The sequence below is a fragment of the bacterium genome, assembly GCA_035527515.1.
In the GTDB taxonomy this organism is placed as follows: Bacteria; B130-G9; B130-G9; order B130-G9; family B130-G9; genus B130-G9.
Genome location: DATLAJ010000146.1, coordinates 33,980 through 48,351, shown reverse-complemented (window position 1 = coordinate 48,351; position 14,372 = coordinate 33,980). Strand labels below are relative to the sequence as shown.

Sequence of the window (14,372 nt, the reverse complement as noted above, 5' to 3'; positions counted from 1 at the left end):
TCTCCGATCGGGATTTGACATTTGCGCAAGCCAGCAGTAAGATAGGTAGACACTGAGTTGTCGGGAGCGAGCATAAGCAGCCCCGTCCGAGGGTGGTGTAGTTGTGTTCTTGGCCGGTATCTTAAACCAACAGACATTGAGTGAGATGAGCATCTATCTAGTTACTGGAGGCGCCGGCTTTATAGGGTCAAACATAGCCGAGCGCCTCGTGCGGCTGGGCAGGACAGTGAGAGTGCTCGACAACTTCAGCACAGGGAAGCGAGAGAATCTCTCGGCTTTTTGGGACAGGATAGAAGTTCTCGAGGGTGATATCGCCGACCTGTCCATGTGCAAGAGGGCGGTCTTGGGGGTTAAGTATGTGCTGCATCAGGCCGCTCTTCCTTCGGTGCCTCGCTCAGTGAAGGACCCGATAGCTACAAACAATGCGAACGTTGTAGGAACGCTGAACATGCTTCAGGTTGCGAGAGAGGCGGGCGTGAAGCGTTTTGTGTATGCGTCATCCTCGTCTGTCTATGGTGATTCTGAGGTGCTGCCGAAGCTGGAGACGATGGCTCCTGCGCCTCTTTCGCCCTACGCAGTCTCGAAGCTGGCAGGTGAATACTATTGCCGGGTCTTCTTCCAGCTTTTCGGACTTGAGACTGTCTCATTGCGTTACTTCAACGTCTTCGGGCCACGGCAGGACCCAACTTCACACTACGCAGCCGTTGTTCCTAAGTTCGTAGCGGCACTCCTGCAAGGGGAGGCGCCGCAGATATACGGCGACGGGGAACAGACCCGGGACTTCACTTTTGTTGAGAACGTTGTGGATGCCAACCTCGCCGGAACCGAAGCGCCCAACTGCGCCGGCAGTGTCTTCAATATCGCCTGTGGCACGAGGATCACGGTAAACCGTCTTGCCGAGCTGCTGGGTGAATACATAGGCGTTCGGGTTCCGGCGGTGCACATTGACCGGCGTCCTGGGGACGTGATGCACTCGCTTGCCGACATCGGGGCAGCTCGGGATGGGCTCGGCTACGAGGCCCGAATAGGCGTCGAGGACGGTTTGAGGACATATTGTAAGCGTGTTCTTGATGGGGGGGAGACACAAATAGCGGCCAGGAGAGATAGATGATGCTTGTGGGACCTGAAGATAGGGGACTTTTCTTGATCGCTGGTCCGTGCGTGGTGGAGTCGGCTGATCATGCCGTCATGGTGGCCGAGATGATTCAGGAGGCGTTGGAGCCGCTGGGCGTTGATTTTGTCTTCAAGTCGAGTTTCGACAAGGCGAATCGGACGTCGATCGGCTCGTTCAGGGGGATCGGGATGGAGAAGGGGCTCGAGGCGTTGCAGACCGTCAAAGATCGGCTTGGGTTGAAGGTTCTGACGGACGTGCACGAGACGGCGCAGGTTTCTACCGTTGCCCAGGTGGTGGATATTCTTCAGATTCCTGCATTTCTGTGTAGGCAGACTGACCTGCTGGTCGAGGCAGGACGGTCTGGGCTGCCCGTCAACATCAAGAAGGGGCAGTTCATGTCGCCCGGGGACATGCGCTTCAGCGTGGCGAAAGTGAAGAGCACAGGGAATGACAAGGTTTTCTTGACTGAGCGGGGCACTACGTTGGGCTATGGGAACCTCGTGGTGGATATGCGTAGCATCCTGATCATGAAGGCCATAGGCGTGCCCGTCGTTTTCGACGCGACGCACTCGGTTCAGCTTCCCGGGGCGGCAGGCGGATCATCAGGCGGTGCGAGGGAGTTTGTGGAGCCGCTGGCGTTCGCTGCCGTTGGTGCGGGCTGCGACGGGCTGTTCTTCGAGGTTCACAACGATCCTGATAAGGCGCCTTGTGATGGGCCAAATATGATAACGCCGATGGCGTTCCGCCGGATTGTCGGGACTTGCCTGAGGATAAGAGAGGCCATGAGGCGGTCCATGACGGAGGGCGTTTGGGATGGTTGACCTTGGCGAGAAGGTATTAACTAGTTCGGTGGGCGAGGCGAGGCGGCTTCTGAGGGAGGAGGCAGAGGCAGTTCTGAGGCTTGCCGACAGGATCGATGAGGATTTTGTGGCGGCGCTTCAGATTCTGTTGAATAGCAGGGGCACGGTCTTTGTCTCGGGCCTGGGCAAATCAGGGCTTATAGGGAGAAAGATAGCGGCCACCTTTTCCAGCACCGGGACGCCGGCTTACTTCATTCATCCAGTCGAATCCCTACATGGTGACATTGGATTGATAAGTCCTGGCGACGCGATGATCGCCATCTCTCACGGCGGCAGCAACGAGGAGCTATTGAGGCCGGTAAGGATACTTGTGCAGCGCGACGTAAAGATAATCGCGATGACCAGCAAACCAAGCTCGCCGCTTGCTGAGCTTGCGGACGTCACTCTGGATATCGGGGTCAAGAAGGAGGCGTGTCCGCTGGGGCTCGCACCTACGACGAGCACGACCGCGACGCTTGCGATGGGAGACGCCCTTGCGGCGGCACTCATTGTTGCCAAAGGTATCAAGCGTGAGGATTTCGCACTGTCTCATCCCGCTGGCGCCCTGGGCAGGAGGCTTCTCATGAAAGTTCGGGAAGTAATGCATCCTAAGGATGTGGTCGGGCTTGTCTCTCCGAACACAACCATCAGGCAAACGGTCGCTGAGATGACAAAGATGCCGCTTGGCGCCGTGTGTGTGGTTGATGAAGCGGATAATCTGCTGGGTATCGTAACGGATGGCGATGTGCGCCGAATCCTCCTGAAGGAACACATTGAGAAGTTCATTGACGAGCCAGTGTCCAATGTGATGACGAGGAACCCCACCAAGGTTCATGAAAGTGAGATGGCCTCCCATGCTCTGGCGCTCATGGAGGACCGTCCGAGCCAGATATCGGTTCTCCCTGTTGTTGGGGATGAATCTGACGAGTTCAAGGGGCTGATTCGACTGCACGATCTGATACAGCTGGGCATGAGATAGTCGCAGTTGGGGATTGCGGATTGATGCAGGAGATTCATGGTCCACGAAGTTCACGAAGACACACCAAGAAGAACACCTTCGTGTTCTTGGTGGATAACTCCTTCTTGTGGGAAAACTGGGAGATGACGAGATGAGAGCAATCAAAGCGAGGTATGATGGGAGAGTATTCGTGCCGGAGGAAGAGGTTGACCTGGCCCCCGGCGCGCAGGCCGTCCTAACCGTTGACGAGGCGAAACAAGATAGGACTAAATGGAGGCCGCCGGAGGGTGCTGAAAAAAGGCGCATCAAGAAGCAACTTCAGGATCACTTCGATCGGCATTTTCCTGAACTGAACCTGAAAGCTGAGGGCTGGTTAGTAGATCTTGTCGGCGTCCTGCCTCCAATGACGGACGAGGAGATCAAGGAGATGTATTACATGCACTTCCTGGAGACGGACGAATGATAAGGCTTATGGTCGATACGAATGTGCCTCTTGATGTGGCGCTACAAAGACCACAATGGGAGAACAGCGACTCCGTTCTGGCCTTTTGCGAAGCAGGCATTTGTGAGGGTTGGATGGTCGCCAACTCATTCCCCACAATTGAATACGTCACCGCCAAGAGTGTGAATAAGGCAACGGCAATGGCTGTTTTGAGGGAACTGTATGCAAGGGTCTCAATAATACCTCTGCGCACATCCCTCATCTCCGAGGCGCTGGCTAAGTATCCCGACAACTTCGAGGACGGCCTCCAAATGGCGGCCGCTCGGCAGTTCAACCTCGACTACATCGTGACGCGCAACGTCCGGCATTTCGAGCGTTCTCCTGTGCCGGCCGTAACGCCGGACGAGTTTATTGAAATCTTCAAGAAGGACCGCGGCAGAAAGAACGTTCCGTTCGTGGACCTATCCGCGCAGCTGCACGAGATATACAATGATATAGACGATGAACTGACCGAGGTGATCCAGTCCTGTGCGTTCATTCTGGGCCCGGCTGTGACCAAGTTCGAGCAGCAGTTCGCTGATTTCTGCGAGGCGAAGCACTGCGTCGGTGTGAGCAGCGGGACGGCGGCGCTTCATCTTGCGCTCCTGGCGCTTGGCATTGGCAAAGGGGACGAGGTCATAACTGTTCCGAACACATTCGCGGCAACGTGCGAGGCGATAATCTATACGGGGGCAAGGCCGGTCTTCGTTGACGTCGATGAGCGGACGTTCAACATAGACGTCTTCAAGATTGACGCGGCCATAACGCCTCGAACGCGGGCAATCATCCCTGTCCATCTCTACGGCCAGCCGGCGGACATGGACCCGATTCTTCACATCGCGCAAGAGCACAACCTAAAGGTTATAGAGGACGCCTGTCAGGCGCACGGAGCGCGCTACAAAGGCAAGCGAGTTGGCGCGATCGGCGACGTTGGCTGCTTCAGCTTCTACCCCAGCAAGAATCTTGGCGCTTATGGGGACGGCGGTGCGGTCGTTACGAACGATCCTCACGTTAGCGAGAGGGTGAGAATGCTTCGTGACCACGGCACCACCGACAAGTATCACCACGCTGTTGTTGGCTACAACTGCCGGCTCTCCTCGATGCAGGCTGCGGTGCTAAGCGCAAAGCTCAAGCGCCTCGATAAGAACAACGAGATGAGGCGTGAGAAAGCAGGCTTATATGGCGAAGCTTTGGGGAAACTTGACGTTATCATTCCTTTTGAGCCAGAATACAGCGAAAGCGTCTATCACCTATACGTAATCAGGGCGAGCAAGAGGGACAGATTGCGCGAGCATTTGACATCGCACGGCATCTCGGCGGGGCTTCATTACCCTGTTCCGCTTCATTTACAGGGAGCTTTCGCCCACTTGGGCTACAAGCAGGGCGACTTCCCAGTGGCCGAGAAGCTCGCCGCTGAGATACTGAGCCTGCCGATGTTCCCCGAGCTTGAGGCTGATGCGATTGAACGCTGCGCGCAGATAATCGGGCGCTTCTGCTCTAACAAGGTTCAGGATAGCGGCAGATGCTAAAGAAATTACTCGTCGCTCTCAGGTTGATGTGGCAGCATCGCCTGGTGACGGCCGAGTTCGTCGCCGCGGGCACCGCCAGGTCCGCCCTTCAGGTCGGCTACCTGTGGATGGTCAAGACTTTCTTAGAGGGTATCTTTAAGTCCCTGGGAACTGAGAGTGGCTCGCAAGGGACAGGAATGCTCTGGGGCGCAGCGGCGCTCATCTTCGCATGTTGGATGGGCCGCAGCATCGCGGACTACTTCTCCAAGGTGCTTCAGACTGAGCTCGGGCGGAGAATCGAGCTCAATCTGCGCCTCAAGATAGTGCAGCACATGCTGAAGCTCTCGCTGAGCTTCTTCGACAAGCACACCAGAGGCGACATCATCAGGGCCAGCAGCGGCGACGTAACCGCACTTCGGATGCTGGTTGACACTACCTGCTCGATAATCACCGCTCTGCTCGCCGCGGGCGGCCTCCTGATCGCGGCCGCCAAGATGAACGCGAATCTGGCGCTGTGGGGACTTGTCGCGCTCCCGCTGGCTCTGTATCCAATGATGTACATCGGCACAAGGCTGCTCGAGGCGTCAAGAAAGGCGCGCTTCCACGGTGTGCAGATAATGAACCTCCTGATGCAGATACTCGCGGGCATTAGGATCGTCAAGGCGTTTCGCGGCGAGGAAAGGGAGGCGCAGGCCTGCCAGAACTCCGCAATTGAGTGGTTCAAACAGATGATGAGGATGGTCCGCACCCGGTCGCTGTCCGGCGTCATCTTTGACAGCCTCGCCGGTTTCGGGGTCGTGTTTGTCATCGTGTTTGGCGGCATGAAGATGCTCGAGGGGACTATCGACTGGCCAACGCTGATCGCATTTATCCTGATCCTAAACCAGCTCTTTGGCCCCATACGAAACATCCTGCACGCATACACCATGGTCAAAACCCAGACCGTAAGCCTCGACCGGGTCGATGAAATGCTAGCGACCGAGCCGGAGATCAAGGACGGCAAGGACGCCCTGCCGCTCAAGACGTCGCCTCACGAGATCAAGTTCGATGACGTCTCTTATTCCTACGATACTGCGATGGTGCTCAAGGACGTCAACCTCAAAATCCGAGCCGGCGAGACGATCGGCGTTGTGGGCGCCTCGGGCGTCGGCAAGACGACATTATTAAACCTCGCCGTCCGATTCTACGACCCTAGAAAAGGAAGCGTTCTTTTCGACAATACAGACATAAGAAAGATAAGGCTTGCGGACCTGATGGATAGCATCGCAATTGTTACGCAGGAGCCCTTTCTGTTTAACGTGTCAATCCTCGAGAACATCCGATACGGAAAGCCGAACGCCACCGAACGTGAGGTTATCGAGGCGGCAAGGGCGGCGAACATCCACGACGACATAATAAGCTGGCCGGGTAAGTATGAGACGGTGATCGGGCCGGGAGGAACGAGCGTGTCGGTCGGCCAGAAGCAGAGAATAAACATCGCCAGGGCCGTCCTGAAGAACGCCCCGATACTCCTTTTGGACGAGGCGACAAGCGCCCTCGATTCAATCACAGAAACGCTTGTGCAGGAGGCGCTGGACAAGCTCATGGAGAGCAGAACTACGCTCGTCGTCGCGCATCGCCTCTCCACCCTCCGCAAGGCCGACAAGATCGCGGTTCTTGCCGACGGCACCGTCGAGGCCTTCGCCCCGCACGACGAACTACTAGGGATCAGCGACACATATAAGAAGCTGTGGAAGGCACAGCAGCGGCAAGATGGACCACAATTAGCATGACCAGAAAACGGTTAAGCATCTGCCTTGTTGCGGGTCCCACGGTAACATTCGCTGTCAGGAGAATAGAATATATTGTCAAGCATGACGTAGATCTCACTTTGTTTGCTGAATGCAAATGCCCGTATTTAGCAGAACAGAACATCTTGGAGAGCTGTGGGTGTCGCGTCGAGTACTTCCCAGGGAGGCTATCAAGATGGAAGCTGAGCATCAGACTGATTGCGCTCTTGCTCCAGAAGGTCTTAGCCCATCCAAGGCATACGCTCCGGCTCATTGTCGCGGTTAATCGTCGCCATGGGCCTCACCGGACGGTAACGAGCTTACCCAGCCTTCTGCCGTTCGTCGGCGAACGCTTCGACATCGTTAACCTCGAGGATGGCTGGGTGGCAAGCAAGTTCTTGGATCTTGTACTCTTTAAGGAGCATTTCCCTTTCAGAATCATAGCGAGCTTCGTAGGGAGCGACCTTTTCATCGATTCACTGCTTCATGAAGAGACATACAAGAATCTGCTGAGACACTGTGATGGATTCCGCTTCAAGTGTCGGGCGTTGCTGAGCCGGGCGAGAGAGCTTGGCCTGCCAGATGGGAAAGGCCGGGTCATTCCTGAGGGGACAGATGCTCACGTCTATCGGCCCAGCTTCCCGTTGCGGTCGGGCCCTAAGGCTGGACAGCAAGGGCAGCTAGCGCTCCTGAGCGTTGGGAACTTGGTTTGGCAAAAGGGCTATGAATATGCCCTGCAAGCTGTCCACGACTTGGTGCAAAGAGGCATGAAACTGCGCTATGACATCGTCGGTGACGGCGAACATAGACCAGCCATCGAGTATGCCGTGCGGCAAATGGGTTTGAGTGAGGTAGTCTACTTACACGGAAGGCTCGATAGAGACGAAATCCTTAAACTTTATGAGAAGACCGACATATACCTTCAGCCTAGTGTATCTGAGGGTTTCTGCAACGCGATACGGGAGGCGATGTGCTTCGAAATCCCCGTAATCTGCACAAGTGCTGGGGGATTGCCAGAGGTTGTGGAACATGAAATAACAGGCTTTATTGTGCCACCGCGCGATCCTGAAGCACTCGCGGAGAAGATCATGGTGTTGGCTGAAGACGAGGAATTGCGTGCTAAGATGGGTGCGCAAGGTAGGAAACGGGTGCTAGATGGGTTCACACTTGAGCAACAGGTTGCGAATTTGCTCAAGTTCTATGAGGATGCAGGTGAGAAGCCCTCAACACGCTGAAGAAGCGGAGTTCAATATGGATCGTCCCTCTGAAAGAATGCTCATCGTTAGCATAATCATTCCCGTCTATAACGATGAGAAGCATGTTGCCCGCGCGATCGAGAGCGCGCTGGCGCAGACGCTGAAGGAGGTTGAGGTAATTGTCGTTGATGATGGCTCGACCGACGGGACGCCGGATGTCCTCCGGAAGTATGAGGGACGCATTATACAGATAAGACAAGATAACCAGGGGTGTCCGGCCGCGCTCAACACTGGCATTGAGGCATCACAAGGACGCTATATCTGCTTCCTTGGTTCAGACGACACATTGATGCCAAAGAAAGCGGAACTTCAGGTGGCTGCCCTCGAAAGGAACCCGGACGCTGGATTGTGCTACAGTGGCTGGTTAGATATCGATCTCCGAGACGGACGGGTCCTCGCCGACCACAGTAATCCTAAGCCCGAAAGGGACCCCGCTTCAGACCTTTTCCCTCCGCACTTCTGTGCCTTCGCGGCTTTAATCCGTGCAGAGTGGCTTGAGAAAGTCCGGGGACTAGATGAGCACATGAGGTGCGTAGAAGACTCCGATCTCTGGTGGCGGCTCTGGGCGGCCGGCTGCCGTTTTGTCCGCGTTGAGGGTGCACTGGGGTGTTATACCATGCGAGCTGATAGTAAATCCAGGGATATAGCCGTGCATTCGTTGTACGCGATGTATGCCTATAAGAAGCATTTCGCCGCAATGGGACGAAAGGCGCCACGTGCACTTCGAGCTCGGAAGTTGAGCTATCTATGGACGATAACAGCAGGCTATCACCTTCACCAAAAGCAATACGCTCTCGCCGAGGAGGCTGTCCGCTGTGCCTTCAGGTATAACCGACAATTGCTTCGGGACGTCAGATTCTGGTACAATGTCCTCCTCGTCGGTACCTGTGAGCGCTTCCCCAGATCCGATGCCAGCAACGCCAGAAGGGACGAGATCTGTTCGCACAAGTGCGCCGAACTCGTGAGAACGATTCGTAGAGCGCTGACGAAGTTGCCCTATGATCGGAAAGCAGAGCTTTCGCGCCAGGAGATGTCAGCCCTTGCATACGTAATTTCGCGGTTTTCTGAGATCCGGAACAGAAGCTGGGTTGCTCGATGGTGGCTTCTGAAGTCACTGTTGTTCGGCCGAGGCAAGCTCCCAACCGGTGCGCACCGGAGGCCGGCAACAAAAATGTTGATCGGGGCCTCCCTTTCAGAATCCACAAGTTGGCTCTTGCACTTTTTTCGGCGCGGGTCAGGTCAGGTAACGGCAGCAGAATCCGACAGGATGTAGCGATGGATGAAACGTCAGGGCGCTGCGCACCGCTTGTCAGCATAATCATCGCCGTTTATAACAGCGAGCAGTATGTTGCCCGCGCGATAGAGAGCGCGTTGAACCAGACGATGAAAGAGGTGGAGGTGATCGTGGCTGATGACGGCTCGAGCGACGGGACGCCGGGTGTCCTGAGGCGCTACGAGGGCCAGATTAAGATCATCCGGCAGGAGAATAAGGGCCCGTCTGCCGCAAGGAACGCGGGGATCAAAGCCTCGCAAGGCAAGTATATATGCTTTCTCGATTCAGACGACTGGTTCCTGCCGCATAAATGCGAACTGCAGGCCCGGTATTTGGACAAGCATCCTGATGTTGGCCTTTGCTATGGACCCGGACGCCTCGTCAACGGCCAGACGCACGAGATGGTGAGTAATCTCTCGGCAAACGTGCTTGAGGGTCTCGCGTTGCGGTGCCCGTTCCTTGTCAATTGCCCTATGGTGAGGCGCGAATACCTCGAGAAAGTGGGCTACTTCGACGAAGAACTGAGGTGCTCGGAGGATTGGGACCTGTGGGTTAGGCTTTACACGGCCGGCTGCCGATTTGGGTCTTCTGGGCCTGGCGCGGTGGCAACATCTACACTCAGACAGGGCAGTCTGTCAAGGGATCCGGCCATTACGTTACGTAGTGGTATGCGAATGCTTGACAAGTACTTCGCGCAGCTGGGAGATCGAGCGCCGAAGTGGCTCGAACCTGCGGCAAGATCGCGCGCCTGGGTAACGGCCGGCGCCGGCTACCTGCGCCTCGGCAAGACAGCCGAGGCGCGCAAGGCGTTCTCGGAAGCCGTGGTCGCTGACGGTGAGGCTTTGACCAGGGCGCGAAACTGGGCGCTAATCCTGAGGCACCTCGACCCGAGCTTTCCTCATCACTACCCGGATGGCTTGCCAGACTACTGGAAGACGTGGGAGGAGGGAAGTTCCTTAGTGCGGGAAATCATCCCCAAAGAGCAGATCGGAGCAAGCGGGGTCGCGCGCGAGTTATCTGCTTTTGCTTACGCCCTATCGGGACTTGCTTTCTCTAGAGGGAGAAGCTGGCGAGCCCGGTGTTGGCTTGCACGGGCGGTGTTCATCAAGCCCTCCATGCTCTTGGACCGTTCGCTGGCCAGGTCAACTATGAAGAGGATCGTGGGCCCCGTCGCGACCCGCGCGGTGCAGAGGTTGCTGGCGGTTTTCAGGGTGGGGAGGCTGGCTTAGATGCATGTCATCCTCGTCTGGCGCGCCTTCACTTGGGGACCAAGCCGATCCGGGGTCACTAGCTACATTCAAAACATCGCAGGGGCTCTTTCGGGCATTGGGTGCCGGGTGACGATCGTGCGCGCGGGCCGGCAGCGCGAACAACAGGGCTGTCCGGACCAGGTGAGCGAGATACGGGTTGAGACGAGACCTATATGGGGCCTGAAGACCGCGCGTTATGGCCTATCGAGACTGGGACTGAGGAATCTCTCGCTGTGGTTGGGACTTCTAGCGTCGGAGGCGCCTCTCGAACGGTGGCTGAAGAACAAGAGCGAGGACGAGCCTTACGATATTGCAGTTTTCTGTGACACAACAGTTCCGGAGGGCTGGCTCTATTCGAAGCACGCAACAACGCCGTTTCTGCTAAGCCTCCGTGGCGGAAGCTACACGCGGGTTCGGTTCTCGCCGGAGCGCACTACGAGCTGGGAGCGAGCTTGGGCCCAGGCCAGGAACCGGGAGATGGCGAGGCGCTCGCCGTTCATCTACTGCCCGAGCAAAGCCTTGGCGCAAGCGGCGGAGGCGGAATTCGGGCTTCCCTCCGAAAGCATAAGTGTTATCCCAAACCCTGTGGACGTGGAGCTCTGGACGCCAGGGAGTGCCGGCTCTCCCAGAGACAACACAGCGCGCATTCTGTTTGTAGGCAGGTTTTCGCCCGAGAAAGGCCTAGATACGCTTTTGGACGCGATCCCGCTTGTTCTGCACGAAGTGAGGCATGGCCTGTGGTTCACTTTCGTCGGCGCAAATCCTAGTCACGCTTGTTCTCAGGCGTGCTGCTGTAGGATTCGCTCGCTCTTCAATGACCTCGGTGTGCCGGATAGGCTTGACCTACGAATGAGCCTCAGAAGGGAGGAGCTGCTCGGGGTCTATCGGGCCGCAAGCGTCTGCGTTGTGCCCTCCCTATGGGAGACGTGCAGCAACGTAATACTGGAGGCCATGGCTTGCGGGGTGCCGGTGGTTGCTACTCGAGCAGGAGGTACGCCTGAGATCATTGAGCACGGCAGGACCGGTTGGCTGGTGGAGCCAGGAAACCCCAAGCAGCTCGCCGAGGCCATCATACATGTGCTTAAGAACGCGCAGGAGGCGCGCGAGGTCGCGATGAGGGGGCGGGAACACGTGCTAAGGGAATACACCGTCGATAAGATAGCGAGGCAGACACTCGCGTTTTATGAGGAATGTATCTCTAGGTGGGGGAGCGGTGTGAGGACTCGAGCATGATCACGGTTGTTTTTCGGTATGATGACTATTCGACGGTCAGCAAGACGGATACCGAAGTAAGAATAATAGAAGTCTTCAAAAAGTATTCCATTTCATGCACATTTGGCGTAGTGCCTTATATGGTGGCCCGAGATCGCACGGATGCCGGACCCCAGGGACTCGTGCCTCTGTCTCCCTCCAAGGCAGAGATTCTGAAGAATGCAATTGAGTCCGGTGCTGTCGAGGTCGCACTACATGGATACTCACATCAGTCCATAGGCCTCGGTCCGGGGAACTCAGAGTTTCGCGGTCTAAAATACGAGGAGCAACTGGAGAGAATAAAGGATGGTAGGCGCTTGTTACAGAACATGGTTGGTATGCAGGTGGCTCTCTTCATCCCGCCTTGGAACACCTATGATCTCGATACCCTCAAAGCGCTCGAGGAACTTGGATTACGATGCATCTGCGCGAGTAACAAGTATGGCGTGGGCGCGTGCAGCTCAAGACTGAGATTCCTGCCCAAAACCTGCGGCCCACATCAGCTGCGTTCTGCCGTCAGGGCCGCCAGAAAGCTCTCAGATCCTGAATGTATTATTGTTGCGCTGTTCCACGAGTACGAGATCGAAGCACCCGGGGAACAAATGAAGCTCACCTTCGCCCAGCTCGAGCAAATACTAGCTTGGCTCAAGTCCCAGCGCGATATATCGATCCTCTCCACCTCACAAGCGCTGAATGCTTTCCCGCATTTGGGAGCCGAGCGCTTTCTCTCAAATAAACAGCACTTTTCCGGAGCGCGCCGGCGGCTAAGTCCGGGATTCTTCTCCGCTCTCTATCCGGAACATCTTTATCTCACCCTAAAGACCCTGAAAGGCTTGAGGTTCAAGACGAGTCTATACCTCAGCGTGTTCTACGTTGCCATCGCCCTCGCCTTTCTCTTTGTCTCCCTGGAGGTAATGCTTCATCTGCCGCTATCCACGGAGAAGGTATTGCCTTATTTCAGATATGGTACGATAGCCATCTTGGTGGCTGCATCGGCCTATGCCCTTCGTGACCATAGGCCGAGTTGGAAGGACGCGTGGGTTCTAGCAGCACTTCTGGGATTATCTGTTGGGTTCTGGGTAGCGCCCTAAGTGGTTGCTATTAAAGGTTCTTAGCATTATGTCGATAGGTTAGGGTACCTCTTATATTAGGTTCTAACTACAATCTAACAGTGCCGAGAAACCTGATGGGAAATCGCTCGCACCATGTCTGATTCGACCAAAGGCGGGGCCATCCTCCTTGTCCATTGGGGCAGTGAGGTTAGGACATATATTTACAGTGGGTTCGTGGAGAAACTCGCCAGGCACATGCCGGTAACGGTAGTGTCAAGGGTTACGGACGGCGAGTTCGCGCAGCACCTGCCTGAAGGGGTTCAGGTCCTTCAGCTCCCGGAGGTCAGGATTCCTCCTCTGTTTGCCCGGCTCCATGCGTTGGGCAACAGCGCTCACGGCAAATGGCGTGAGTCCCGAGGCCAGTTCGTGTCGAGCGAGTATTACGCATTCAAGCCCAAACCAGCTACCTTTGCTGGGAGGGCGAGGAGGCATCTCTCTCATCTCTTCTGTCACCCCGTGTGTATCCGCACTATTGATTCCGTGCTGCGCCAACTTGGGACAAGGCTCGCAAAGAACGCGCGACCAATAATAGACTTACTTGAGGAGTTGCAGCCGAAGGTTGTCCTCTCTCCTGACTATATGAACGTGACGACGATCGCCTTCGTCCTCGTTGCCCAGCACCTAGGCGTAAAGACAGTTGCCCTACCTCAGAACTGGAACAACATCTACAAATGTGCCCGGGTGTTCTTGGATTGTGATCGACAGCTGGTATGGAACGAGCGGATGAGAGATTTCGTCATCGAGGTCAATCCCCACTTGGAAGCTGAGAGGGTGATTCCCGTCGGCTCCCCACAGTTTGACTTTCACGCCAACAACATGCTAATCGTGCCTCGAGAAGAGTTCGCACATACCGTTGGCTTCAACGCAGCTCGACCTATAATCTGTTATTCGGCTGCCGCTCCCAAAACGGTTCTGCACGAGGCTCAGATTCTCCGGCAGTTCCTGGAGGCGATAAGCCACAACCCGCTGTTTGAGCAGCCTCAGGTCGTAGTTCGCCTGAACCCCATCGGTTCGGACCCGGAGTTTCTCGAATTGGCGAGAGAGTTCCCTGAATGTTACCTTTGTGAGCCGGGATGGGAGGTCCGAAGAGATGTTTCGTGGATATGTAGCAGCCTCGAAGATGTTAAGGTGTGGATGAACCTTATCTTCCATTCGGCTTTGAATATCAGTGTCCCTTCCACAGTGACCCTTGATTTTGCAGGGATGGACAGACCTGTCGTCAACGTCGCCTACGACCCGCCTGGAATCGACAGGCCACTTGTGTCTGTCTCCGATCTTTGGAAGCAGGATATTTACAGACCGATTGTTCAAGGCAAGGTCGTCGAAATCGCCTCTTCACCTAAAGAACTGACCGATCTTGTTGAATGTTTTCTCAGGGACCCCTCGAGGGGGAGGGAGAATAGAAACAGCTTCATCGCTGATGAATTCGCGAGTTGTTTTGGGAAAAGCGGGGATCGCATACTCTCGGAGATTCATGATGTTCTTCAAGAAAGATAATCTTGACGCATGCATCGACCTGATTCGAAAGCGACACAGGCAGATCTGCCGTGGATCACTGACT

The 14,372-nt window shown here is 55.8% G+C and carries 12 protein-coding genes; all 12 read left to right on the top strand.

Going from position 1 to position 14,372, the window contains the following annotated elements:
- Positions 1-145 precede the first annotated feature (145 nt).
- The 12 genes from VM163_11850 (at position 146) to VM163_11795 (ending at position 14,308) form a co-directional block, all read left to right on the top strand.
- Complete coding sequence (locus tag VM163_11850) at positions 146-1,111, top strand: SDR family oxidoreductase (protein ID HUT04569.1); 966 nt, start codon at positions 146-148, stop codon at positions 1,109-1,111.
- The gene (gene kdsA / locus VM163_11845) at positions 1,108-1,935 is read left to right on the top strand and encodes a 3-deoxy-8-phosphooctulonate synthase (GenBank protein ID HUT04568.1); all 828 of its coding nucleotides are present in this window, start codon (positions 1,108-1,110) and stop codon (positions 1,933-1,935) included. Before VM163_11850 ends, kdsA begins: the two co-directional genes overlap by 4 nt.
- Complete coding sequence (locus VM163_11840) at positions 1,928-2,932, top strand: KpsF/GutQ family sugar-phosphate isomerase (GenBank protein HUT04567.1); 1,005 nt, start codon at positions 1,928-1,930, stop codon at positions 2,930-2,932. The genes kdsA and VM163_11840 overlap by 8 nt, the downstream gene beginning before the upstream one ends.
- 130 nt (positions 2,933-3,062) lie before the next feature.
- The gene (locus VM163_11835; protein ID HUT04566.1) at positions 3,063-3,374 is read left to right on the top strand and encodes a hypothetical protein; all 312 of its coding nucleotides are present in this window, start codon (positions 3,063-3,065) and stop codon (positions 3,372-3,374) included.
- The gene (locus tag VM163_11830; GenBank protein ID HUT04565.1) at positions 3,371-4,921 is read left to right on the top strand and encodes an aminotransferase class I/II-fold pyridoxal phosphate-dependent enzyme; all 1,551 of its coding nucleotides are present in this window, start codon (positions 3,371-3,373) and stop codon (positions 4,919-4,921) included. Before VM163_11835 ends, VM163_11830 begins: the two co-directional genes overlap by 4 nt.
- Complete coding sequence (locus VM163_11825; protein HUT04564.1) at positions 4,915-6,672, top strand: ABC transporter ATP-binding protein; 1,758 nt, start codon at positions 4,915-4,917, stop codon at positions 6,670-6,672. Before VM163_11830 ends, VM163_11825 begins: the two co-directional genes overlap by 7 nt.
- Positions 6,669-7,904 (top strand): glycosyltransferase family 4 protein, encoded by a 1,236-nt coding sequence (locus VM163_11820; GenBank protein ID HUT04563.1) that lies wholly within the window; start codon positions 6,669-6,671, stop codon positions 7,902-7,904. The genes VM163_11825 and VM163_11820 overlap by 4 nt, the downstream gene beginning before the upstream one ends.
- Positions 7,882-9,198, top strand: a complete 1,317-nt coding sequence (locus tag VM163_11815; protein HUT04562.1) for a glycosyltransferase — start codon at positions 7,882-7,884, stop codon at positions 9,196-9,198. The genes VM163_11820 and VM163_11815 overlap by 23 nt, the downstream gene beginning before the upstream one ends.
- Before the next feature lie 2 nt (positions 9,199-9,200).
- The gene (locus tag VM163_11810; protein HUT04561.1) at positions 9,201-10,427 is read left to right on the top strand and encodes a glycosyltransferase; all 1,227 of its coding nucleotides are present in this window, start codon (positions 9,201-9,203) and stop codon (positions 10,425-10,427) included.
- Entirely contained in the window at positions 10,428-11,681 is a 1,254-nt protein-coding gene (locus VM163_11805; protein ID HUT04560.1) for a glycosyltransferase family 4 protein, read from the top strand. It begins immediately after the preceding gene.
- Complete coding sequence (locus VM163_11800; GenBank protein HUT04559.1) at positions 11,678-12,790, top strand: DUF2334 domain-containing protein; 1,113 nt, start codon at positions 11,678-11,680, stop codon at positions 12,788-12,790. The genes VM163_11805 and VM163_11800 overlap by 4 nt, the downstream gene beginning before the upstream one ends.
- A gap of 114 nt (positions 12,791-12,904) precedes the next feature.
- Positions 12,905-14,308: a hypothetical protein gene (locus VM163_11795; protein ID HUT04558.1), complete on the top strand. Its 1,404-nt coding sequence runs from the start codon at positions 12,905-12,907 to the stop codon at positions 14,306-14,308.
- Positions 14,309-14,372: the final 64 nt, after the last annotated feature.